This is a genomic window from Nocardia australiensis, from assembly GCF_020733705.1.
Taxonomy (GTDB): Bacteria; Actinomycetota; Actinomycetes; order Mycobacteriales; family Mycobacteriaceae; genus Nocardia; species Nocardia australiensis.
In genome coordinates this window covers 339550-361299 of the sequence record NZ_JAJFZM010000001.1, presented here as the reverse complement: position 1 = coordinate 361299, position 21750 = coordinate 339550, and the positions used below count along the sequence as shown (strand labels likewise).

The following is a 21750-nucleotide window of genomic DNA, read 5'->3' as shown; positions in this document are numbered from 1 at the left end:
TTGCCGAGTCCAGTTCTATCGCAGTGCTGGCAATTCGACTAGCGAGCGGTGACGAATCCCTGCGCGACCATCCAATCGCGGGCGACTTCGGCGGGTTCGTGACCGTCGACATCGACCTGACGATTCAGTTCGGTAATTGTCTCATTGTTCAGGAGGTTCGAGATGGGCGCCATGACGGTGGCGACCTGTGGGTGGGCGTCGGCGAAAGATTTGCGCATCACCAGCGCCGCATTGTATTTCGGGAAGAAGCCGAGATCGTCTTCCAAGAGCACCAGGCCGAGCGCTGGAATCCGCCCGTCGGTGGCGGCCACGGATCCGAAGCGGCATTGCTTGCCGTCGGCGGTCGCCTGAAAGACCACCGAGTCCTGCACGATCTGTTTGTGCACCTTTCCGGTGTCGATGCCGTACTTGCGGGCCATTCCCGGGTAGCCGTCCTGGCGCACATTGAATTCGGTGCCGACGCAGGTCGCGGCAGCGTCCGGGTCGGTATCGACGAGCTTCGCGTAGTCCGACAGCGTGGTCACGCCGGTCTCTTGCGCGGTCTGTTTGCTCATCGCCAGCGCGTAGGTGTTGTTCATCGGGGCCATATCCGTCCATACAATGTCGTGTGCGGCGAGATCGGCATCGCGGACGGCATCGAATTGGCCTGTCTCACTGGGGATCGGTGTCTCGTTGCCGAGGTAGTTCATCCAGCCGGTTCCGGTGTATTCGTAGGAAATATCGATCTGGCCATGCAACTGCGCGTCACGAACACTGTTGGAGCCCTGGATGTTTGTCAGATCCCGCACCTGTGCCCCGGCCGCCGACAGCGCGAACTCGATGAGGTAGCCGAGAATGTTCTGTTCGGTGAAGTCCTTCGATCCGACGGTGATCGACACTCCGTCGAGCTCAGGAACCGGCTGAATACTACCGGGACCCACCCGCAAGGGCACTGCGCTACCGGACTCCAGGCCACACGCCGATACCAGCATCACCACGGCGGCAACTGCCAAAGTAGCACCGCGCCTGCGCCATCCGGACCTCATTTCAGCCCCCGTGGCCCGAGGAACTGTTCGGCCATCGCGCCCAGCCAGTCGACCAGCAGTGCCAGCGAGACCGCGAGTACGGCACCGACCACCAGGGTGACGTTGTCACGCAGCTTGTAGCCGGTATCGATGAGAATGCCGAGACCGCCCGCGCTCACCAGGAACGACAGCGTCGCGGTACCGACGGCGAGCACCAGCGAGGTCCGCAGCCCGGCCAGGATATATGGCACCGCGAGCGGAAACTCGATGCGGCGCAACACTGTCAGCGTAGACATGCCTTGCCCGCGCCCGGCGTCGATGAGCGTCCGATCCACCTGCTGATAACCCAGAATCGTATTGCGCAGCACCGGAAGCAGCGAGTAGAACGCGATCGGCGCGACACCGATCCAGAACCCGGTGGTGCGGGTGGCCAGATAGAACAGCACGATCAAGCCGATGGCCGGTGCGGCCGCTCCGATATTGGCGATACCGACGAAAAACGGTGCGAGGCGGCGATATCCGGGCCGGGTGAGCAGCGTGCCGAGTGGCACGGCCACCGCGACCACGATCAGTACCACCGTCACCGTGATCAGTACATGCTGCCAGGTCACTGTCGCGATATTGGAGACGCTGAGACTTGCCTGCTGCGTGGTGGTGAGGTCGCGTCGAAACGCCCATACCAACACCGACGCGGCAAGCAGGAGCACGAGCACCGGCTGAACGAGCAGTCGAATGTGCTCCGCGCGTCGTTCCGGCTCCGCGGTTACCGCGTGCGCCGCCGCACCCCGTGCCACGGTCTCGGTGGCCGCTGTCATGGTGTCTCGCCCGGATCGGCGGGTGCGTCGGCGTGGCTGGCGCGCAGTTCCGACAGGTGCCCGACCAGCGTGTCGATCGTGATCAGCCCGGCGTACTCACCACGACGGCGGGTGACGACCGCGTTGGCCGTCTGTTCGGCGAGCAGCGACTCCAGCGCCTCTTGCAGTGTCGATTGCAGCGACAGCGGCGCGCCGACGGGTAATCCGATGTCGCGCAACGAGTTCGCGTGTGCGAGGTGCTCGGACGATACCCACCGCAACGGGCGCTGATTCTTATCGAGTACCAGCGCCCACGGCCAGTCCTTGCTCGCGAGGGCGGTGCGCAGTACGTCCACCGAATCGGATTCGACGGCAGTCGGGCACTGACCGAGCTCGACATCTCGGACCCTGGTGAGCGTGAGTTGTTTGAGTGCGGCATCCCTTCCGATGAACCCGGCGACGGTGTCGTCGGCTGGATCGGCGAGTACGGCCGCGGGGGTGTCATACTGCAGAATGCGAGAGTTGTTGCCCAGTATCGCGATTCGATCGCCGAGCTTCACTGCCTCGTTGAAGTCGTGGGTGACGAACACGATCGTCTTGCCCAATTCGGACTGCAACCGCAACAACTCGTCCTGCAGTGACCCGCGGGTGATCGGGTCGACCGCGCCGAACGGTTCGTCCATCAGCAGCACCGGAGGATCGGCCGCGAGTGCGCGCGCAACGCCGACGCGCTGCTGCTGGCCGCCGGAGAGCTGCCGGGGATAGCGCTGACGGTAGGTATCGGGGTCGAGGCCGACCAGGTCGAGCATCTCGTCGATGCGGGCGGATATCCGTTTGCGATCCCAGCCGATCAGGCCGGGAACCGTCGCGATGTTCTTGCCGACCGTCATGTGTGGAAACAGCCCGGACTGCTGGATCGAGTACCCGATGCCGCGCCGCAGCCGATCCGGATCGGTGGCCGTGACATCGCGGCCACCGATGGTAATCGTCCCCGATGTCGGCTCGATGAGCCGGTTGATCATGCGCATCGTGGTGGTCTTACCGCAACCCGACGGTCCGACCAGCACCACGATCTCGCCGGCCGGGATGGTCATCGACACCTTGTCGACGGCTGGAACTTGGTGGCCCGAATACTGTTTGGTAACGGAGTCGAGCACGATCTCGACGCCGGACACCGCCGATTCGGTTGTGTCGGCACGGGTTTCGATATCAGTCACGAATTCCCCTCGAGGTGGTGAAACGGCCGATGAGGACGAAGATCCCGTCGAGGATCAGCGCCAGCACAACGATGAGGATCGTGCCGACCAGGGCCTGCGGCACGGCATTCGGACTGCCGACCCGCGAGAGTCCGGTGAAGATCAGATTGCCGAGGCCAGGCCCCTTCGCGTAGGCCGCGATCGCGAGGATGCCCATGCTCATCTGGGTGCTGACGCGGATCCCGGTCAGGATCGACGGCCAGGCCAGCGGCATCTCGATTCGCGCGAGCACCCGCAACCGGTTCATGCCGACACCGCGCGCGGCATCGATGATCGCTGGATCGACCGAGGCGAGTCCGATGATCGTATTGCGCAGAATCGGCAGCAACGCGTACAGCACCAATGCCGTGACCGTCGGCCCGACACCGAGTCCGAGAAACGGAATCAGCAAGCCCAGCAACGCGAATGACGGAACTGTGAGAATCGCGCTCGCCGTCGCTGTCGCCGCGGATGAGGCCAGCGAACTGCGATAGACCAGCGCGCCGATCACCACCGCCACGATCGCGGCAATCAATACCGACTGAATAACCGCGGAGACATGCAGATAGGAATCCGTGAGCAATTGTGCTCGTCGGTCTACCACGAACGTCCACAACGTGTGCAGCTTGCACCTCTCCGTCGCCCGGTGTCCTCGGAGACTATCTCGACAACTGGTCTCCGAATTCCGGGAGACACGGCGTCCGCCCGGTATTTCCGCCGGAGCCTCGACAGGAGTACCCCACCGCGCGAAGATTGAAACCAGACAGTCGGTAGGGAACCGAGCGGGGGGCGATCCGTCTGATCATCATGGCGGCGAATCGATCGCCGTCAGCACGGAGGGCGGGGACATTCATCCATCGCTTCGCACTGGCCGAGACGCCGGGCGTGGTCGGATTGGGCCGTTTGTCCGCGTGATCTCGGCCCCGCTCGACACCCCCGGGTATGCGTGGTCGGCGGGTCCTTTGGTTATACCTAAAATAAATGCTGACGGCGCCCGGCAGCGCCGTCGGGCCCCTGTCCTGCTACCCCCTCATCAGCAGGACAGGGACCACCTAACGGGCCGGGCACGTCGTTCCCCGGTAGTGTGCACTCCGTCGCGTACGGTGTTCGGTGTCCGTTGAAAGGTGAGGGTTTCGGGGCATCTTATGGAGCCGAACGACCGTATTGACGCCGATCCAGTCTGGATCGAATACGCCGATTTCGGCGAACGCTTCGTCACCCACGCGGTGACCGGAGACCGGATCGTGGCCGCGGTCTCCGGGATGGCGGGTCGCGGCATGACGATCGGCCCCTTCTCGATCGGCCCGACCGGATTGGCCGGGGTCGTCGCCAAGGGCAAAGTCGGTGAACCGGTGGTGGTGCGCAACGGTCCGCACGTCACCTTCGGGGTCACCGTGCCGCTGTCGCTATCGGTACAGGTGCTGATCGGTGGCCAGAAGTTGCGGCTGGAGACCTTCGCCGCAATCGGCCTGACGCTGCACGCGCGTACCGCCGCCCCAGTGCTCATCGTCATCGACATCCCGCCGATCACGCCAAGCGATGTCAGCTTCAAGCTGCGCGCACAAGCTGTTGACGCCGCCTGGGAGGTGTTGCTCGATCCGATCGCCGGAGTGCTGCAGCGTGAGGTCGCGAATCGGGTGAACGCCATGCTCGCTGATCCGAAGGCACGTCGCGCTCGCGTCTTCGATATTGAGGCCATGGTCAGCGGTGTGCGCTCGACCCGTGCTGCCGACAGCGAATTCGACTGGATCGGGTACGAAGAGTTCGGACACCGGTTCTTCACCCACCTCGTGACCAAGGATCGAGTCTTCGACGTGGTGGAGCGGATGGCCGGTCGCCCCATCGAAATCGGCCCGCTGCGTACCGGGCCACGCAACTCGGTCACTGTCACCGTGCGCGGGGCCGTTGGGGTGCCGCAGTTGGTGGACCGATCCGATGAGGTTGTGTCCTTCGATGTGACCGTGCCCGTCAGCCTCGATATCACTGTCGACGTATTACAGGCCAATCGCTATCGGGCCGATCTGGACATCCCGCTGGTGCTGACCGCGCGCGCCGCGGACCCGCTGTTGGTCGTCATCGATGTGCCACCGCCCGCGCCGCACGATATCCGGCTGGAATTCAAGGCGAAGGGCATGCGAGCGGCGACACTCGGTGCGCTCGTGGGGATCAAGAAGCAGGTCATCGCGCAGGTGGCCGGGGTCGTGCGGAATGAATTGGCCGACAGTTCCCGCCGGACCATCGATGTCGCCGCGCGTATCGATGGTGTGGCGTAAGCGAACTCATGTGACGGAATGCGATCTGTGTTCTGGATGGGCCTGGCGGTTCACATGTGAATGTGGTGAAATGAGTGCACGTTCGAGGCTACCGGCGCGCGAGTGACTTCTGGGGAAGGTGCGCCGGGCACGCTGCTTTCCAAACCGGGGTTGGCGCGAAGGAGTCCTGCGATGCGTTCGATTCATGTGTCCCGCCGTGAGCTGTTCGTCTACGCGGCCGCCACCGCCGCCGTCGGTATGACCGTCGGTGCGCCGCGCAGTTCCGCGAGCGGCACGCTCGGCACGCTGGTCGACTACGCCGGTGGTGTCCCGTCGGCCGAGGCGATCAAGGATGCCGGCCACATGGGCGTGATCCGGTATGTGTCGGATCGCCGTCCTGATGCCGAATGGATGGAGGGTAAGCCGCTACTGGCGAGCGAGGTCGACCAACTGCACGCCGCCGGTCTGACCATCGTCTCCAATTACCAGTTCGGCAAAGGACAGACCGCCGATTGGCGCGGCGGATTGGAAGCGGGCAAGCGGCACGCCGAGCGCGGGCTGGAGCTGCATGCCGCCGCGGGCGGCCCGGATGACCGGCCGATTTACGCCTCGATCGACGACAATCCGACACCCGCCGATTTCGCCACCATGATCGCGCCCTACCTGCTCGGCTGGGAGTCGGTGGCCGGCAGTGAGAACACCGGGGTGTACGCGAACGCGCCGACCATCGAATTAGCCCGTGCCGCGGGTATCGGATCCTGGTTCTGGCAACACAATTGGGGCACCCCGAAGGGCTTCGTGCACCCCGCGGCGCATCTGCATCAGATCGAGGTCGACAAGCGAGCCATCGACGGTGTCGGCGTCGATCTCAATAACGTCCTGCAGCCCGAGTACGGGCAGTGGTGAGCTGCCCGTCAGGGTGCTCCTAGGTCTGGCAGTGACAGGTCGGAGCCCGGCGCAATTCGGGTTCGTCGTCCGGGACGACACGCAGCGAGGGCCGACTCTCCGGCGCCTGATGGTCGCCGCGCCAGGAGAACAGCGACCAGCGTGACAGCCCGGAGAATGCCGAGCCGACGCTGCCGAGCGAACCCGATGAAATCACCGAGCCGAACGACCCGACCGACCCGATCGACAACACCGATCCGACGCTGCCGATCGAGAGGATCGAGTACGCCGAGCCGATAGACAGGATCGATCCCTCGGAACGGAAAGACAGGATTGATCGCCGCGAGCGCTTGCTTCTGATCGAGGACCTGCGCTGAATCGAATGCTTGCTCTCGACCGAATCCTTGCGTCGCACCGACACTTCGACGGTAGCCATGCGTTCGGTCTACCACAGGAGTGTTACTGGTAGGCGCTATCGCGGGCCTTTCGCATCCCTGGGTTTCGGCACGAGAAAGCCCGGCGGTCCGCAGGGACGCGCCGGGCTCTGTCAATCATCAAGCAACGGTGAAGAATCCGAGCGTCGGGAGGAACGAGCAGGTACGCGGATCGGCATCGTCGGCCTTAGTGGTCAGCGAGCCCGAGACCACGGCGACGACTCGGCCCGCGCCGGTGTCGGCGATGGCCGACAGGGTGGCCGGACCATCGGGATTGATCTTCGCTTCGTCGGTCAGCGGCTGGATGCCGGTCTTGCGAGTATCCAGATTCATCCACTGGACCGTCATCGGCGGATTCTGGACCGGGGTCGGCGACTTGGTGCCGAGCGCGGTGAACACGAATCCGGCCTGGCCGGCACTCGGTCCAGGCGGGGGCAGCTGGGCCGGGCCGGGTACGGCGAGTGCGGTGCCGACGGAATCGGCGCCGGGGCCGATGCAGCCCTTGCCGATGGTCGGGTAGAGGAACTGAGCGATAGCCGGGCCGCCCTGTTCCGGGAGCTCGGGGCCGCCGCCGCCACTGCCGTCCAGGAAGGTGATGATCTTTTCCAGGGTGGACTTGATCTGCGGTGGCAGGTTCAGGGTGGCAAGCAGCCTGCGGGCCTGATCGAGCAGGACGCCCTGCGGGCCACCCGCGACCGGACCGGCCGCAGCGATGTTGGCGGGGCCCGCGATAGCGCCGACGATGGCGGGGGCCAGCGCGGCGAGCGCATCGACCGGCACGCCCTCGGGCACCATCGGGACATTCGGGACTGCCGCGGGTGCGGGAACCGGAGCGGCTACCGCGGTCATCGGCGCGGCGAGCGAAGCAGTCGCCGTGATGGCGAGTACGGACAACGCGATCCGCGATCCTCGGGTGCGAAGCACTGGTCTAGCCGTCCTTACCTCGGGTACATCTGGAGTTCGATGCCTGAAAGGCCATCGTTTCGGGGTCACTCTAGGGACAGGGTCGGCGTGTTGTACAGCCGAAGTATCCCGGTAGGCGCTGTGGACGAACAGTGTTATCAGACGGTAGCGCCAATGGATGTTACAGGAGTGAAAGGTGATGCAAATGTTATCAGTGGTTCGAGGGCCCGGTAGGGCCCCGGCAGGCTGCGGTTAATCTAATCGGAGCCTTCAGATCTTGTCGCCGAACGCCCGAATGTCCGCGGGTCGCAGGCCGACGCCCCGCTTCGACGCGAAAGCCTGCGAATTGAACCGACGCCTACACCTGGCGGTGCCAGCGCTGGGTCTGTCCGTGTTGGCCAGGCTGTTGTGGATGCTGCTGGCGAAGAACGGGATGAACCTTGTCGACCTGCATGTTTACGTCGACGGATCGGCCGCGTTGCTGACCGATCGGCTTTACGACTTCACCTACGCCGAGAAGACACCGGACTTCCCGCTGCCCTTCACCTACCCGCCGTTCGCGGCGCTGGTGTTCTTCCCGCTGCACTATCTGCCGTTCACGGCGGTCGCGGTGCTGTGGCTGCTGGCCACGGTCGCGGCCCTCTATGGCGTGGTGTGGATCAGTCTCGAACTCATGCTAGGGCAGCAGCGGATGCGTGAGCCGGGCTGGCGCTACGCGGCCATCGGGTGGACTGCCGTTGGCGTGTGGCTGGAACCGGTACGGACCACGATCGACTACGGACAGGTCAACGTGTTCCTGGTGCTCGGCGCCATGGTCGCGGTGCGAACGTCGCGGTGGTGGTTGTCGGGTCTACTGGTCGGGGTCGTGGCGGGTATCAAGCTGACTCCGGCGATCACCGGGCTCTACTTTGTGGCTCGCCGTCGCTGGGCGACCGTTTTCTGTTCGGCGCTGGCCTTCGGCGCGACGGTCGGGCTCAGTTTCCTAGTCGCACACGCGGATGCGCAGCGCTACTTCGGCACCCTGCTCGGCGATGCCAGCCGGATCGGGCCGGTCGGTTCGGTCTGGAATCAATCGCTGCGTGGCACGCTGAGCCGCATTCTCGGCCACGATGTCGAATCCGGGCCGTGGTGGATCGTGGGCGCGCTGGTATTGGCCGTGTTGGCGTTCCTTGCCTGGCGCACACTTGGTCCCGACGACCGGATGGGCACGTTGATACTGGTGCAGCTGTTCGGTCTGATGGTCTCGCCCATCTCGTGGTCGCATCACTGGGTGTGGTTGCTCCCGACGGTGCTGTGGCTGGTCCATGGGCCGCTTCGTCGGGCCGCCGGAGCGCGCGTCATCGCGGCCTACTGGCTGGTGACGATGCTGATCGGCGTGCCATGGGTGCTGTCGTTCTTCCAGCCGTCGATCTGGACCATCCCCAGGCCCGCTGTGCTGTCCTGGCTGGGCGCGGTCGACGCGCTCGGGGTGCTGGTGTTCCTGGCGTGGCTGATCTGGCACGGACGCGCGGTGCTACGGAAGGATTTCGCGAGCGCGGGAACGCGGCTGCGTGCGCTCCCGAACCCGTGGTCGGCCGACCGTCGTGCCGTTGGTGATCGGGCGGCGGGTGTCGGCGCCGAGTAGTGGCGTTGGTCTCAGTCGGCCGCGAGCCGGTCGATCTCTCGCGCCAGCACGATGTCGCGGCCGGTGAGTCCGCCCGCAGAGTGCGTCGACAGTGCGAAAGTGACTCGGCGCCAGCGGATATCGATATCCGGATGATGGTCGGCGGCTTCGGCCACCTCGGCGACCTTGCCGACCAATTCGATTCCGTCGAGAAAGCTCGGCGCCTCGATGGTGCGGGTGATGGTGTCGCCGGAGCGGTTCCAATCGGGCAGGTCGGTCAGCGCGTCGGTGATATCGGCGTCGGACAGTAGTTCGGTAGCCATAGTTCCAGTATCCGCACTGATCAGGCGGCTCGGGCTTTCTTCAGGCCCTTCTTCAATTCCTTGCCACCGCAGCCGGTCGCCTCGAGGCGTTTCATCCGCATAATGACAACAGGGCATTTCAAGCAGCGCGTCTGCTTACGGCAGCATTTCTTCTTCGGTTTCAGGCTCGAAACCTTCTTAGCCTTGACCTTGCCCATGACCAGTTAGCATACCCTTAGTGGGATCCGTGGTCTGCGGCCCACCCTATTACCGGTACTGTGTAGCTGGCCGCAATGCCCGGTGAGTATCGATTCTCCGCCTGTTTGCAGGGGTCGGCCGGCACCAACATCAACAGCAGGAGGATTGAGGCGTGTCGTCTGCACGCGATTTTCGCAACGTCGCCATCGTGGCCCACGTCGACCACGGTAAGACGACGCTGGTCGACGCCATGCTGCGCCAGTCCGGAGCCTTCGCCGAACGAGCCGAGCTCGTTGATCGGGTGATGGACTCCGGCGATCTGGAACGCGAGAAGGGCATCACCATTCTCGCCAAGAACACCGCGGTCCACCGGCATCATCCGGATGGCTCGGTCACCGTCATCAACGTCATCGATACACCAGGCCACGCCGACTTCGGTGGTGAGGTTGAGCGCGGCCTTTCCATGGTCGACGGTGTCGTGCTGTTGGTCGACGCGTCCGAGGGGCCGTTGCCGCAGACCAGGTTCGTGCTGCGCAAGGCGCTCGCCGCGTCGTTGCCGGTGATCCTTGTCGTCAACAAGACCGACCGTCCCGACGCGCGTATCGCGGAGGTTGTCGAGGAGAGCCACGATCTGTTGCTCGACCTGGCCTCCGATCTGGACGACGCCGCCGCCGAGGCCGCCGAGCTAGCACTGGACCTGCCGGTCCTCTACGCCTCCGGCCGCGAGGGTAAGGCGTCCAAGGAACGTCCCGAGAACGGCAACGCGCCGGACGCGGCGAATCTCGACGCGCTCTTCGACGTGCTGATGGAGAACATTCCGGCACCCAAGGGGGATCCGAGCGGTCCGCTGCAGGCGCACGTCACCAACCTCGATGCCTCGGCCTTCCTCGGTCGCCTCGCACTGGTTCGCATCTACAGCGGCGAACTGCGCAAGGGCCAGAACGTCGCGTGGATGCACGGTGACGGCGTCAAGCAGGTCAAGATCACCGAGCTGCTGCAGACCATCGGCGTCGAGCGTCAGCCCGGCGAGATCGCCGTGGCCGGTGACATCGCCGCCATCGCGGGCATCCCGGAAATCATGATCGGGGACACGCTGGCCGACATCGACAATCCGATCGCGCTGCCGCGCATCACCGTCGACGAGCCCGCGATCTCCGTCACTATCGGCACCAATACCTCACCGCTGGTCGGCCGGGTGCAGGGCCACAAGCTGACCGCGCGCATGGTCAAGTCACGGCTGGACCAGGAACTGGTCGGCAACGTGTCGCTGCGGGTGCTCGATATCGGCCGCCCGGACGCCTGGGAAGTGCAGGGCCGTGGCGAGCTGGCGCTGGCCATCCTGGTAGAGCAGATGCGCCGCGAAGGCTTCGAGCTGACCGTCGGCAAGCCGCAGGTGGTCACCAGGCAGGTCGACGGCAAGGTGCACGAGCCCTACGAAGAACTGACCATTGATTGCCCCGACGAGTACCTGGGCTCGATCACCCAGTTGCTGGCCGGGCGCAAGGGCAAGATGGTTCAGATGACCAATCACAGCGCGGGGTGGGTGCGGATGGAGTTCATCGTCCCCTCGCGCGGGCTGATCGGTTTCCGTACCGACTTCCTGACCGAAACCCGCGGCACCGGCATCGCCAACGCCGTCTCGCACGGCTATGCGCCGTGGGCCGGTGAGATTCGTGCCAGGCACACCGGCGCGCTGGTGTCCGACCGGGCCGGTTCGGTGACCCCGTTCGCCATGATTCAGCTCGCCGACCGCGGCCAGTTCTTCGTCGAGCCGGGCGCGGACACCTACGAGGGCATGGTCGTCGGTATCAACCCGCGCGCCGAGGATCTCGATATCAACGTCACCCGCGAGAAGAAGCTGACCAATATGCGCAGCTCGACCGCGGACGTGTTCGAGACACTCGCCAAGCCGTTGCACCTCGATCTCGAAGCGGCGATGGAGTTCTGCGCCGACGACGAGTGCGTCGAGGTGACGCCGGAAGTGGTCCGGGTACGTAAGGTGACCCTGGGAGCCACCGAGCGCGGTCGCGAGCTGTCGCGACGGAAGGCACGGGATAGGGCCGCGCTGTAGTTCGCGGGTAGAGTGCCGAACGTGAGCTCGGGGGTTAGGAAACGCGCGACGGTGCGCGGGGTGCTGGTCATCCTGGCGGCCTCGATCACGGTGGTCGCGGGCTGTACCGCGAACCCGCCTCCGCCGATCGAAAGTACTGACAGTCCGAAGACGACGCCGGCGAAACCGGGCAAGAACACCGTCGTGGTTGCCATCGACGACATCGGTATCGGATTCAATCCGCATCTGCGGTCCGATCAGTCGCCCGCCACCGCGGCGGTGAGTTCGATGGTGTTGCCGAGCCCGTTTCGTCCGGTGCCGAATCCGGCGATTCCCGGTGGCACCGAGTGGGCGCCGGATACGGCGCTGGTCGAGTCGGCCGATGTCAGTGCGCAGGATCCGTTCACGATCACCTATCAGTTGCGCAATCAGGCGAACTGGTCCGATGGCGCGCCGATCGCCGCGGAGGATTTCCGGTTCCTGTGGCAGCAGATGATCACCCAGCCCGGGGTGGTCGATCCGGCTGGCTATCGGCTGATATCCGATGTGAGTTCCTCCGGTGGCGGCAAGACCGTCACGGTCACCATGACCCAGCCGTATCCGGCGTGGCGTGAGTTGTTCTCGAACTTGTTGCCTTCGCATCTGGTCAAGGATGTGCCCGGCGGCTTCGTGAGTGGTCTGGTGGAGAAGATTCCGGTGTCGGGCGGCAATTTCGATATCAAGTCCGTCGATCGGGGCCGTGACGAGATTCTGCTCGAACGCAATGATCGGTACTGGGGTACGCCCGCCGCGCCTGATCAGATCCTGTTGCGGCGCGGTGGAACTCCGGCCCAGCTGGCCGATTCGCTGCGTGCCGGCGATGCACAGATGTCGCTGGTGCACGGTGGTGTCGCGACCCGAGCGCAGTTGGCGGCGATTCCGTCGGTGCGTACCGCGATCATGCCGCAGTCGCGCGAGTTGCAGTTCGTATTGAACGGGCGCAGTGGCGATCTCGGTGATTCTCGGGTCAGGCACGGTGTGCTTTCGCTGCTGGATCCGGCGTTGCTCGCTACCGTCGGCGCGCAGACCGGTGGCTGGGTCGAGCCGGTGCGCGCGCAGATCCTGACACCGTCGGATCCCGGCTACGCGCCTACCGCGCCGCCGCGGCCGAACGCCGATGAAGCCTTCGCGCTGCTCGCCGAGGCGGGCTATGGCCGCGCGCCGGAGCCGCCGCCAGTCACCTCGCCGACCTCGCCCGCGCCGCATCCTCGCCTGATCGCGAAAAACGGTAAGCTACTGGCGATTCGGATCGGCGCGGTCACCGGCGACCCAACCGCGCTCGCGGTGGCGAATACGGCCGCGGATCAATTGCGCAGTGCCGGAATCGATGCCAGTGTGCGCAGTGTCACCCCGGACGTGCTGTACGGCAAGGACCTCACTGAGAGCGCGGTCGATGCGGTCGTCGGCTGGGAGGTCGCCGGCTCGGACCCGGCCACCGTGCTGGCCTCCCGATATGGTTGCCCACCTGTGGAAATCCCTGCGGACAATGGTAATTCGCAGGTGCGGGCCGAGGCGGCCAAGAAGGCGCCGAGCAATATCTCGGGTGTGTGCGATCCGACGCTGCAGCCCGCGATCGACGACGCGTTGCGTGGTGTCGAGGTCGGGCGAGTGCTGGCCGAGGCCGAGCCCAAACTGTGGGAGCTGGCTACCGTGCTGCCGATCGTGCAGGACAACGTGGTCGCCGCGTCCGGTCCGCGCGTGGACGGCGCCTCGCTGAGCGGTGCCATCCAGGTCGGGATCTTCGGCGACTCGGCGATGTGGCGCAGGATCCCGTGACGGGTGGGCTGCTACTCGTCCATGCCCACCCGGACGACGAAACCATCACCACTGGGGGCACGATCGCGCACTATCGCAAGCGCGGTGTGCCCGTGACGGTGGTGACCTGCACCCTCGGCGAGGAAGGGGAGGTAATCGGCGACGAGTGGGCGCAGCTGACCGCGGACCGGGCCGACCAACTCGGCGGCTACCGGGTGCTGGAACTAACCAGAGCGCTCGGCGCACTTGATGCTTCGCCGCCGCGGTTTCTCGGTGGCGCGGGCCATTGGCGCGACTCCGGCATGGCGGGCACGCCGGCGGCAGCGCATCCGCGGGCCTTCGCGCACTCCGGCGCCGCAGCGGTGGACGCGCTGACCGCGGTGCTGCTCGAACTGCGACCGCGGGTGGTGATCGGCTACGACCCGCAGGGTGGCTACGGCCATCCCGATCACATCCGAGCCCATCAGATCACCACGGCCGCGGTGCACGCTGCGGCTGACCAGGGGTGGGACACTCCGAAGTTCTACTGGACGGTCACCGATGGCGACATGCTGCGCCTGCATACCGAGGCGCTCGCACGGCGAACCGCCGAAGGGTTGCCTGGCAGGTTGCCAACCGGCTGGCGCCTCCCCGTTGGTGGTGAGCTTGCCAGTGTGCCGAGTCATACCGTGACCGCGACGATCGATGTGTCCGATTCGCTCGCAGCCAAACGGGCGGCACTGCGAGCACACGCAACACAGGTGCGGGTGGCGCTATCGGGCCGAGAGTTCGTGCTGTCCAACAACATTGCGCAGCCGGTGCTGCCGGAGGAGCACTACATCCTGGTGCGTGGACATCGTGGTGCCGTCGGAGCCGACGGCAGGGAGCATGATCTGTTCACCGGTATAACCTGAGGTTGCCGCTGTGTCGCTCGAGCAGGCCGGGTACCGTTTCGGCGGTCTCGGACATCGATGCGGAGGTTGAAGCGGTTCATGACAGCGGTCGGCGACAGGGCACATCTGGATCTCGAGGACGAGGGCTATCACAAGAGTCTCAAGCCCCGACAGCTGCAAATGATCGCCATCGGTGGTGCCATCGGCACCGGCCTGTTCCTGGGCGCCGGTGGCCGACTGGCCACGGCGGGACCTGGATTGTTCCTGGTCTACGCGGTATGCGGCGTCTTCGTGTTCTTCATCCTGCGCGCGCTCGGTGAGCTGGTGCTGCATCGGCCCTCGTCGGGTTCTTTCGTGTCCTACGCCCGCGAGTTCTTCGGCGAGAAGGCCGCGTTTGTCGCGGGCTGGATGTACTTCCTGAACTGGTCGATGACCGGTATCGCCGATACCACCGCGATCGCCCAGTACTTCCACTACTGGTCCGGGTTCTCGCATATTCCGCAGTGGGTGCTGGCATTGATCGCGTTGGTGCTCGTGCTCGCGGTCAACCTCATGTCGGTGAAATGGTTCGGGGAGATGGAATTCTGGGCCGCGTTGGTGAAGGTGTTCGCGCTGAGCGCCTTCCTGATCGTCGGCACGATCTTCCTGCTCGGCCGGTTCACGGTGCAGGGCAATCCGACCGGGCCGAGTGTGATCAGCGACAGCGGTGGCCTCTTTCCGACCGGGATCCTGCCGTTGGTCGTGGTGACCTCCGGTGTCGTGTTCGCCTATGCCGCAGTCGAATTGGTCGGTACTGCGGCGGGGGAGACCGAGAACCCGGCAAAGATTATGCCGCGTGCCATCAATTCGGTGATCGCGCGAATCGCGATCTTCTATGTGGGTTCGCTGGTGCTGCTCGGTCTGTTGCTGCCCTACACGAGCTACACGTCGAAGGAGAGCCCGTTCGTCACCTTCTTCACGATGCTCGGGGTGCCCGGCATCGGCAGCGTCATGAACCTTGTTGTGCTCACCGCCGCCTTCTCCAGCCTGAACGCGGGACTGTATTCGACCGGTCGCATTCTGCGGTCCATGTCGATGAACGGCAGCGCACCGAAGTTCACCGGTGTGATGGGACGCAATGGCGTTCCCTACGGCGGCATCCTGCTGACCAGCCTGTTCGCGCTGTGCGGTATCGCGTTGAACGGGGTGGTGCCCGACCGAGCCTTCGAGATCGTGCTGAATATGGCCTCACTGGGCATCATCGCCTCCTGGGCCACCATCGTGCTGGCCCAATTGCAGCTGTGGCGCTGGTCGACGCAGGGCAAGCTGCGCCGACCAGAGTTCCGGATGTTCGGCGCGCCCTATACCGGTCTGGCCACGCTGGCCTTCCTGTTCTTCGTCGTGGTGCTCACCGGCTTCGACTATCCGGTCGGCACCTGGACTGTCGCGTCGCTGGTATTGATCATCCCGGCACTGATCGTCGGCTGGTTCGGCGCCCGCAAGCGGGTGCTGGCCATCGCGCGGGAGCGGCGCGGGTACACCGGTGCGTTCCCGGTGGTGGCGAATATCCCGGTCGACGGCGACTGAGCCGATCGGGGCCGGATCCATGCGACCGACAGCCGGAATAGACTCGATGGCTATGTACAACTGGGATCTGCAAAACGCGATCGCGGGTCTGGTGGACAGCCTGCGCCCCGGCGGGCAGCAACAGCACGACCTCTATATGTCGGTGCTGTACGCGTTCGTCGACATGCAGAGCCATCTGCTGACGCTTCTCGGCTTCCCACCGGTCGCGTGACGGCAACCGTCGACGGCGCCGCCGGTGATCGGGCTCCGGCGGCATCGGGGGCTGCCACGCGATGGCTCGGCGCGACATACCTGGGGCCGGTGATCATTGCCGTCCTCATCATCGATGCGCTGATCACGCTAGCTCTCGAGGTGCTCTATCTGCCGACCTACATCGGCACCGTCGCCTTCCCGTTGTCCGCGGTGCTGGCAGGGTTCGTCAATGTGCTGCTGGTGATGGGGGTCCGCGCCGCGACCACCCGCACCGGCTTCGCCATTCTCCCGCTCGCCGCGTGGACATTCGGCTTCCTCATCTGCTCGACGAGCGGTCCCGGCGGCGACATCATGCTCGGAAGCGATTGGCGGACAGTGCTTCTGCTGGTATGCGGCCTGGTGCCGCCGCTGCTGTACATGTACATCAAAGCGAACTCAGGCGCGTTCAGCACGCGGTGAGGCGGTAGGTCAGCGGGTGCCGAGCCGTCCCGGTGTCACCGCTTCGATGAGGGCCAGCGCCTCGTCGAAGGGGATGTCGATGACGCGGTACCGCTTCTTGCCCGCGGCGGACGCGGCAACCACAGTGGCGACGCCGGAGCGGCGCTGCCAGAAAGATTGACGGACCGTCCAGCCGATGATGCCGGGGGCCTCGAGACAATCGCGGTCGCGGTCGAGCGAGCCGGCGCGGGTGATCAGCCAGGCCGGGCCGGTGGTGGTCGCGGGCAGGACGGTATGGCCGAGTCCGCGGTAACGGTCTTCGGCCAGCGGCAGCGCGATCAGCGCAGGAAATCCTGGCAATAGCCACCACCACGGCGAATAGTCCACGCCGGCAAGGGATAACACCAGCAGCACGGCGGCGACCATCAGGATCGGTGTCAGTGCGCGGGTGTACCGGCGGCGACGCGCGGCGCGACCGTGTGCGACCAGGGGAGCGGCGCCCTGTGCGCTGACGTAGGCCGACAGCGGAGCTACGGGGGCAGATGGGCTCGCCGATGTAACCGTATTCCACTGCCCCACTTGACCTGTGGTCTCGAGCGAGTGTTGGGTGCGCGGTGCGATCAGCGTGGCCAGAGTGCGCTCGACGGCGGCGCGCGGAGCCTGCGGGAGGATCTTCTGGCGCGGGTTGCGCCCGACCATGATCGCTTCGAGTTCCGCGCCGCCCGCCCAGCGCAGCAGTAGGGGTTCATTGACGGTGGCGCCGCGCAGCCTGGCTCGGTCGAGGGTGAGCTGCCGCCTGGTGAACAGCCCGTTCCGTACGTGCAGGGTGCGGCCGTCGTCGAGGACTCGCAGTCCGAAATATGTTGTCAGATAACGGGTGCAGGCGGCCAGGCTCACCAGGACGACGATGGTGAGGACCAGCACCGAACCGGCGACCGCGAGCAATATCGCGCCGCCTTCTTCGAGATTGTGCACCGTGTCCGAGCGGAACAGCACCTCGCCGAGTCCGTACTGGAACCCCACACCCACGATGGGCGCGATGATAGCGAATCCGGTCAGCGACAGTGGCGCGTAACGCACCCAGCTCGCCTGCCAATGCCCGATCTCGCGCGGCTGTTCACTCGGTGAGCCGGATATGTTCTGCGGCAAAGCTTTCCGGAGAGAATCCGGTGCGGGCGCCGAGGCGTCGGAGGCGGGTGCGGGCGAAATCTGATGAGCGCCGTTGCTCGCGGTATGCGCCAGCAGCGTCGTCCGTAGTTCGGGCACGACCCTGGCATCGAGCGCGTCGAGCTTGAATTGTTGCTCGTGCTTGTCGGTGTGCTGCCCGGTGCCGATCGCGAGCACCGCCAGCCCGAGCGCTCGGTGCAGCAGGTCGGCCTCGATGTCGACCGACCGGATGCGCGAGCGCGGGACCGAAAGCTTTTTGCGCTGAATCAATCCGGTGCGTAACTCGACGTGAGTAGGGCCGACCCGGTATGTGGTGGTGAACCAGCGGGTGAGCGCGAACCCGATGATGAGCACCAGTGGGATGATGCTCCATCCGTGGTTGCCGCTGCTGGTACCGAGGATGATCGCGGCGATCAATGCGGGGATGAACTTCACGACCTCGTTGACGGGATGGACGAGCAGCATGCGCTTGTCGAGCCGCGACCACGGCTGTTCGGTCTGCGGAGCGGGGGTGGTCGGCTCAGTCATGTCGCGTCCCCGCGGTGTAGTGCCGCGATTTCGGTCAGCCGCGTGACGGTCTGCTCGGCGACGGGCAGGTCCAGTGCCGAGATCTGTACCGCGCCCGCTGACGACGCGGTCGTTACGGTCACCGTCGCCAGGCCGAGTAGCCGCTCCAGTGGCCCGCGTTCGGTGTCGACGGTCTGTACTCGGGAGATCGGCGCGACCCGGCTCTCCTGGGTCAACCAGCCGACCCGGGTGTAAACGGCCTCATCGGTGACCTCCCAGCGGTGCACCGCGTATCGCCACAGCGGCACCACGCCGATGCCCAATCCCGCGAGAACCAGAATCACCACGAACGCGATCAACTGTGCCGCGCGATGCTGGGAGTCGACCGCCGCCCACACGATCAGTACGACCAGCGGAATGATCCAGGCCAGCGCCGCCTGCGCGGTCCACAAGAGTTTTGCTTTGGGGCTGGGGCGCCAGGCCGGCTCGGCCAGGATCGTGCGCGGCTGCGACATGCCTGTCATGGTTGCATGAACTGCCGCTGCCCGCCGCGACCTGTCGGCGCCCGGTCAGATCGGCAGTGCGCCCTTATGCCCGGCAGGGGTCGGCGAGCGGCGCGACCAGCAGCGGCGCGTATTCGTAACGCCGATTTCGTCGGCGACTCTTTCCCGTTCCCGTGCGTCTTCGTTACGGATACCCTCCGCGCAATGGTCGGTCACGAAAAACCTTCCTGCGCAACAATCCCGGCCGGATCGGGTGGTCAAGCGGGTAGAACGAACATCGTGGCAGACACCACCGACACAACTGGCAGGTGTGCAGCGGAATAGAGTGACCCGGCGCACGGTTGTCCTCGCTCATGAGCACCACAGGCAGACAGTTCCGGATGTGTGGCGCATGATCGAGGGCGTGACCGAACTGCCGAACCCGAGCATTCCTGCCGTACCGCCCACTCCGTCGGCTATGCGCCGGGCGCTGCGCCGGGCTCGCGATGGCGTGAGCTTGAATGTGGACGAAGCCACCGTACTGCTGCACGCGCGCGGAGACGATCTGGTCGACCTGAGTCACAGCGCGGCGCGGGTTCGCGACGCCGGGCTGGAATCGGTGGGCAGGCCGAAGACGATCAGTTTTTCGCGCAATGTCTTCATTCCGCTGACCCGGCTGTGTCGGGACAAATGCCATTACTGCACCTTCGTGACCGTCCCCGGCAAGCTGCGCGCCGAGGGGCATGGCATGTTCCTGGAGCCCGACGAGGTGCTCGATATCGCACGGCAGGGTGCGGCGCTGGGGTGCAAGGAGGCGCTGTTCACTCTCGGTGACCGTCCGGAGGACCGTTGGCCGGAGGCCGCGCGGTGGCTCGATGAACGCGGTTACGACTCGACCCTGGACTATCTGCGTGCCGTGTCGATCATGGTGCTGGAGGAGACCGGGCTGCTGCCGCACCTGAACCCGGGTGTCATGTCGTGGGAGGAAATCTCGCGGCTCAAGCCGGTAGCCCAGTCCATGGGCATGATGTTGGAGACCACCTCCACCCGGCTGTTCACCGATAAGGGCGAATGCCACTACGGCAGCCCGGACAAGGATCCGGCGGTCCGGCTGCGCGCGATGACCGATGCCGGGCGGCTTTCGGTGCCCTACACCACCGGCATCCTGGTCGGCATCGGAGAGACGCTGACCGAGCGAGCCGAATCGATTATGGCGATTCGCAAGCAGCACAAGGCTTTCGGTCATATTCAGGAAGTGATCATTCAGAACTTCCGCGCCAAGGACGACACCGCCATGCGCGATGCGCCCGACGCCGGACTGGAAGAATTCCGCGCCACCATCGCGGTCACCCGGCTACTGCTCGGTCCCGATGTTCCGGTGCAGGCGCCGCCGAACCTGGTGTCGCACGAGGAATGTCGCGCACTGGTCGACGCGGGCATCGATGACTGGGGCGGTGTATCACCGGTAACCCCGGACCATGTGAATCCGGAACGGCCGTGGCCGAACCTGGACACGCTGCGCGAGATCACCGAGGCCGCCGGTTACCAGCTTGTCGAACGCACGTCGGCGCACCCGAAGTACGTGCGTGCGGGCAATCCGTGGGTCGATCCGCGTATCCGCGGACATGTCGCCGCGCTCACCGATCCGGCCACCGGGCTGGCGAATCCGGACGCGATGCCGGTCGGCCTGCCCTGGCAGGAGCCGGACGAGTCGTGGGAGTCGGCCGGGCGGGTCGACCTCAATACCACGATCGATACCGAGGGCCGCATCACCGAGAGCCGAAGCGACTCCGCGCTCGGCCAGGACATCGTCGGTGCCTTCGGCGATTGGGACACCATTCGTGAACAGGCGCGCGATCTGTCGGTCGCGCCTGCGCAACGCCTCGATTCGGACGTACTCGCGGCACTACGCGCGGCCGAAAGCGACCCCGCCGGACTCAGCGATGCCGAGTACCTGGCGCTGGCCACCGCGGAAGGCCCCGCGCTGGAAGCGGTAACGGCGCTGGCCGATCAGCTGCGCCGCGATGTCAACGGTGACGACGTCACCTATGTGGTGAACCGCAACATCAACTTCACAAATATCTGCTACACCGGTTGCCGTTTCTGCGCGTTCGCCCAGCGCAAGGGTGACGCGGACGCGTTCACCCTGAGCATGGACGAGGTAGCGGACCGGGCCTGGGAGGCGCATGTCGACGGTGCCACCGAGATCTGCATGCAGGGCGGTATCGACCCGGACCTGCCGGTCACCGGCTACGCCGATCTGGTGCGGGCGATAAAGCAACGGGTGCCGTCGATGCACGTGCACGCCTTCAGCCCGATGGAGATCGTGAACGGTGCCTCGCGTGGTGGGCAGAGTATCCGTGACTGGCTGGTCGCGCTGAAGGAGGCCGGGCTCGACACGATTCCGGGCACCGCCGCGGAAATCCTCGACGACGAGGTCCGCTGGGTCCTGACCAAGGGCAAGCTGCCCACCTCGGCGTGGGTCGAGGTGATCACCACCGCCCATCAGGTTGGGCTGCGGTCGAGCTCCACGATGATGTACGGCCACGTCGACAATCCGAAGCACTGGGTCGGACATCTGCGGGTGCTGCGCGCAATCCAGGACGAGACAGGCGGTTTCACCGAATTCGTGCTGTTGCCCTTCGTGCATCAGAGCTCGCCGCTGTATCTGGCGGGTGCGTCCCGCCCCGGCCCGACGATTCGAGACAATCGTGCCGCCCATGCCCTGTCCCGGATCATGTTGCACGGCCGCATCGACAATATCCAGACCAGCTGGGTGAAGCTCGGCACCGCCGGTACCAGGATGATGCTCAATGGCGGTGCCAATGACCTGGGCGGTACCTTGATGGAGGAGACCATTTCACGCATGGCGGGATCCCAGCACGGCTCCGCCAAGACCGTCGCGGAACTCACCGAGATCGCCGAGGGAATCGGGCGTCCGGTCCGCGAACGCACTACCGCCTATGGTGTTCCGAAAGGCACAGTGTCTGTCCTGCCGCTGTCGGTGGGGTAGGCGGGGTTATCGCCAGGGTCGTACCGCAATGGCGCGGACGCAAGGCGCCTTCGATCCAG

20 protein-coding genes are annotated in these 21750 nt (G+C 65.4%); 10 read left to right on the top strand and 10 right to left on the bottom strand.

All coding sequences use genetic code 11. The features are described 5' to 3' along the window. Nucleotides 1-38: 38 nt before the first annotated feature. Genes LKE06_RS01705 through LKE06_RS01690 form a run of 4 tightly spaced genes read right to left on the bottom strand, consistent with a single transcriptional unit; the run spans nucleotide 39 to nucleotide 3658 of the window. Nucleotides 39-971 (bottom strand): glycine betaine ABC transporter substrate-binding protein, encoded by a 933-nt coding sequence (locus tag LKE06_RS01705; RefSeq protein WP_372477341.1) that lies wholly within the window; start codon nucleotides 969-971, stop codon nucleotides 39-41. Between the two features lie 50 nt (nucleotides 972-1021). Further along, nucleotides 1022-1819 (bottom strand): ABC transporter permease, encoded by a 798-nt coding sequence (locus LKE06_RS01700; RefSeq protein WP_227996575.1) that lies wholly within the window; start codon nucleotides 1817-1819, stop codon nucleotides 1022-1024. Then, complete coding sequence (locus tag LKE06_RS01695) at nucleotides 1816-3015, bottom strand: ABC transporter ATP-binding protein (RefSeq protein WP_227996573.1); 1200 nt, start codon at nucleotides 3013-3015, stop codon at nucleotides 1816-1818. Before LKE06_RS01695 ends, LKE06_RS01700 begins: the two co-directional genes overlap by 4 nt. Next, entirely contained in the window at nucleotides 3008-3658 is a 651-nt protein-coding gene (locus LKE06_RS01690) for an ABC transporter permease (protein ID WP_227999236.1), read from the bottom strand. The genes LKE06_RS01695 and LKE06_RS01690 overlap by 8 nt, the downstream gene beginning before the upstream one ends. A 520-nt stretch (nucleotides 3659-4178) precedes the next feature. Here LKE06_RS01690 and LKE06_RS01685 point away from each other — a divergent pair. Together LKE06_RS01685 and LKE06_RS01680 are read left to right on the top strand one after the other, a co-directional pair. Continuing rightward, nucleotides 4179-5306 carry a hypothetical protein gene (locus LKE06_RS01685; protein ID WP_227996572.1) on the top strand — a complete coding sequence of 376 codons (1128 nt, stop codon included), beginning with the start codon at nucleotides 4179-4181 and terminating at the stop codon, nucleotides 5304-5306. 171 nt (nucleotides 5307-5477) lie between these two features. Next, nucleotides 5478-6191 carry a DUF1906 domain-containing protein gene (locus tag LKE06_RS01680; protein ID WP_227996570.1) on the top strand — a complete coding sequence of 238 codons (714 nt, stop codon included), beginning with the start codon at nucleotides 5478-5480 and terminating at the stop codon, nucleotides 6189-6191. Between the two features lie 19 nt (nucleotides 6192-6210). Here the strand turns inward: LKE06_RS01680 and LKE06_RS01675 are convergent, their stop codons facing one another. Continuing rightward, a complete protein-coding gene (locus LKE06_RS01675; protein ID WP_227996568.1) occupies nucleotides 6211-6606 on the bottom strand; it encodes a hypothetical protein in 396 nt (131 codons plus the stop codon). A gap of 118 nt (nucleotides 6607-6724) precedes the next feature. Further along, on the bottom strand, nucleotides 6725-7528 hold the full coding sequence (locus LKE06_RS01670; RefSeq protein ID WP_227996566.1) for an Rv1157c family protein: 804 nt from the start codon (nucleotides 7526-7528) through the stop codon (nucleotides 6725-6727). Nucleotides 7529-7802: 274 nt separating this feature from the next. Between LKE06_RS01670 and LKE06_RS01665 the strand changes: the two genes are divergently transcribed. Then, nucleotides 7803-9131, top strand: coding sequence for a mannosyltransferase (locus LKE06_RS01665; RefSeq protein WP_372477340.1), 1329 nt, complete (start codon nucleotides 7803-7805; stop codon nucleotides 9129-9131). 11 nt (nucleotides 9132-9142) lie between these two features. On the opposite strand, the gene LKE06_RS01660 is transcribed toward LKE06_RS01665, so the two are convergent. Further along, entirely contained in the window at nucleotides 9143-9433 is a 291-nt protein-coding gene (locus LKE06_RS01660; protein ID WP_227996562.1) for a 4a-hydroxytetrahydrobiopterin dehydratase, read from the bottom strand. 20 nt (nucleotides 9434-9453) lie between these two features. Then, complete coding sequence (locus LKE06_RS01655; RefSeq protein ID WP_227996560.1) at nucleotides 9454-9630, bottom strand: hypothetical protein; 177 nt, start codon at nucleotides 9628-9630, stop codon at nucleotides 9454-9456. 152 nt (nucleotides 9631-9782) lie between these two features. On the opposite strand from LKE06_RS01655, the gene typA reads away from it, so the two are divergent. The 6 genes from typA to LKE06_RS01625 all read left to right on the top strand — a co-directional run bounded on the left by typA (nucleotide 9783) and on the right by LKE06_RS01625 (nucleotide 16543). Continuing rightward, complete coding sequence (gene typA / locus LKE06_RS01650) at nucleotides 9783-11681, top strand: translational GTPase TypA (protein WP_227996558.1); 1899 nt, start codon at nucleotides 9783-9785, stop codon at nucleotides 11679-11681. A 21-nt stretch (nucleotides 11682-11702) separates the two neighbouring features. Continuing rightward, nucleotides 11703-13475 carry an ABC transporter family substrate-binding protein gene (locus LKE06_RS01645; RefSeq protein ID WP_372477272.1) on the top strand — a complete coding sequence of 591 codons (1773 nt, stop codon included), beginning with the start codon at nucleotides 11703-11705 and terminating at the stop codon, nucleotides 13473-13475. Beyond that, the gene (gene mshB / locus LKE06_RS01640; protein WP_227996555.1) at nucleotides 13457-14347 is read left to right on the top strand and encodes an N-acetyl-1-D-myo-inositol-2-amino-2-deoxy-alpha-D-glucopyranoside deacetylase; all 891 of its coding nucleotides are present in this window, start codon (nucleotides 13457-13459) and stop codon (nucleotides 14345-14347) included. Before LKE06_RS01645 ends, mshB begins: the two co-directional genes overlap by 19 nt. A 78-nt stretch (nucleotides 14348-14425) precedes the next feature. Beyond that, nucleotides 14426-15892 (top strand): amino acid permease, encoded by a 1467-nt coding sequence (locus tag LKE06_RS01635; RefSeq protein WP_227996553.1) that lies wholly within the window; start codon nucleotides 14426-14428, stop codon nucleotides 15890-15892. Nucleotides 15893-15938: 46 nt separating this feature from the next. Further along, nucleotides 15939-16103, top strand: a complete 165-nt coding sequence (locus tag LKE06_RS01630; RefSeq protein WP_227999447.1) for a hypothetical protein — start codon at nucleotides 15939-15941, stop codon at nucleotides 16101-16103. Further along, nucleotides 16100-16543: a hypothetical protein gene (locus LKE06_RS01625; RefSeq protein WP_227996551.1), complete on the top strand. Its 444-nt coding sequence runs from the start codon at nucleotides 16100-16102 to the stop codon at nucleotides 16541-16543. Before LKE06_RS01630 ends, LKE06_RS01625 begins: the two co-directional genes overlap by 4 nt. Before the next feature lie 9 nt (nucleotides 16544-16552). Here the strand turns inward: LKE06_RS01625 and LKE06_RS01620 are convergent, their stop codons facing one another. Both LKE06_RS01620 and LKE06_RS01615 read right to left on the bottom strand, forming a co-directional pair. Further along, the gene (locus tag LKE06_RS01620; protein ID WP_227996549.1) at nucleotides 16553-18217 is read right to left on the bottom strand and encodes a PH domain-containing protein; all 1665 of its coding nucleotides are present in this window, start codon (nucleotides 18215-18217) and stop codon (nucleotides 16553-16555) included. Beyond that, a complete protein-coding gene (locus tag LKE06_RS01615) occupies nucleotides 18214-18711 on the bottom strand; it encodes a PH domain-containing protein (protein ID WP_227996547.1) in 498 nt (165 codons plus the stop codon). Before LKE06_RS01615 ends, LKE06_RS01620 begins: the two co-directional genes overlap by 4 nt. 379 nt (nucleotides 18712-19090) lie before the next feature. On the opposite strand from LKE06_RS01615, the gene LKE06_RS01610 reads away from it, so the two are divergent. Continuing rightward, nucleotides 19091-21691 (top strand): bifunctional FO biosynthesis protein CofGH, encoded by a 2601-nt coding sequence (locus tag LKE06_RS01610; RefSeq protein WP_227996545.1) that lies wholly within the window; start codon nucleotides 19091-19093, stop codon nucleotides 21689-21691. The last annotated feature ends 59 nt before the right edge of the window (nucleotides 21692-21750 follow it).

Bases quoted from the DNA above. Each gene is read 5' to 3' on its own strand.
- LKE06_RS01705 (WP_372477341.1), bottom strand. From the start codon at position 971: ATGCTGGTATCGGCGTGTGGCCTGGAGTCCGGTAGCGCAGTGCCCTTG.
- LKE06_RS01700 (WP_227996575.1), bottom strand. From the start codon at position 1,819: ATGACAGCGGCCACCGAGACCGTGGCACGGGGTGCGGCGGCGCACGCG.
- LKE06_RS01685 (WP_227996572.1), top strand. From the start codon at position 4,179: ATGGAGCCGAACGACCGTATTGACGCCGATCCAGTCTGGATCGAATAC.
- LKE06_RS01680 (WP_227996570.1), top strand. From the start codon at position 5,478: ATGCGTTCGATTCATGTGTCCCGCCGTGAGCTGTTCGTCTACGCGGCC.
- LKE06_RS01675 (WP_227996568.1), bottom strand. From the start codon at position 6,606: ATGGCTACCGTCGAAGTGTCGGTGCGACGCAAGGATTCGGTCGAGAGC.
- LKE06_RS01665 (WP_372477340.1), top strand. From the start codon at position 7,803: ATGTCCGCGGGTCGCAGGCCGACGCCCCGCTTCGACGCGAAAGCCTGC.
- LKE06_RS01660 (WP_227996562.1), bottom strand. From the start codon at position 9,433: ATGGCTACCGAACTACTGTCCGACGCCGATATCACCGACGCGCTGACC.
- LKE06_RS01655 (WP_227996560.1), bottom strand. From the start codon at position 9,630: ATGGGCAAGGTCAAGGCTAAGAAGGTTTCGAGCCTGAAACCGAAGAAG.
- LKE06_RS01635 (WP_227996553.1), top strand. From the start codon at position 14,426: ATGACAGCGGTCGGCGACAGGGCACATCTGGATCTCGAGGACGAGGGC.
- LKE06_RS01630 (WP_227999447.1), top strand. From the start codon at position 15,939: ATGGCTATGTACAACTGGGATCTGCAAAACGCGATCGCGGGTCTGGTG.
- LKE06_RS01620 (WP_227996549.1), bottom strand. From the start codon at position 18,217: ATGACTGAGCCGACCACCCCCGCTCCGCAGACCGAACAGCCGTGGTCG.
- LKE06_RS01615 (WP_227996547.1), bottom strand. From the start codon at position 18,711: ATGTCGCAGCCGCGCACGATCCTGGCCGAGCCGGCCTGGCGCCCCAGC.
- LKE06_RS01610 (WP_227996545.1), top strand. From the start codon at position 19,091: ATGATCGAGGGCGTGACCGAACTGCCGAACCCGAGCATTCCTGCCGTA.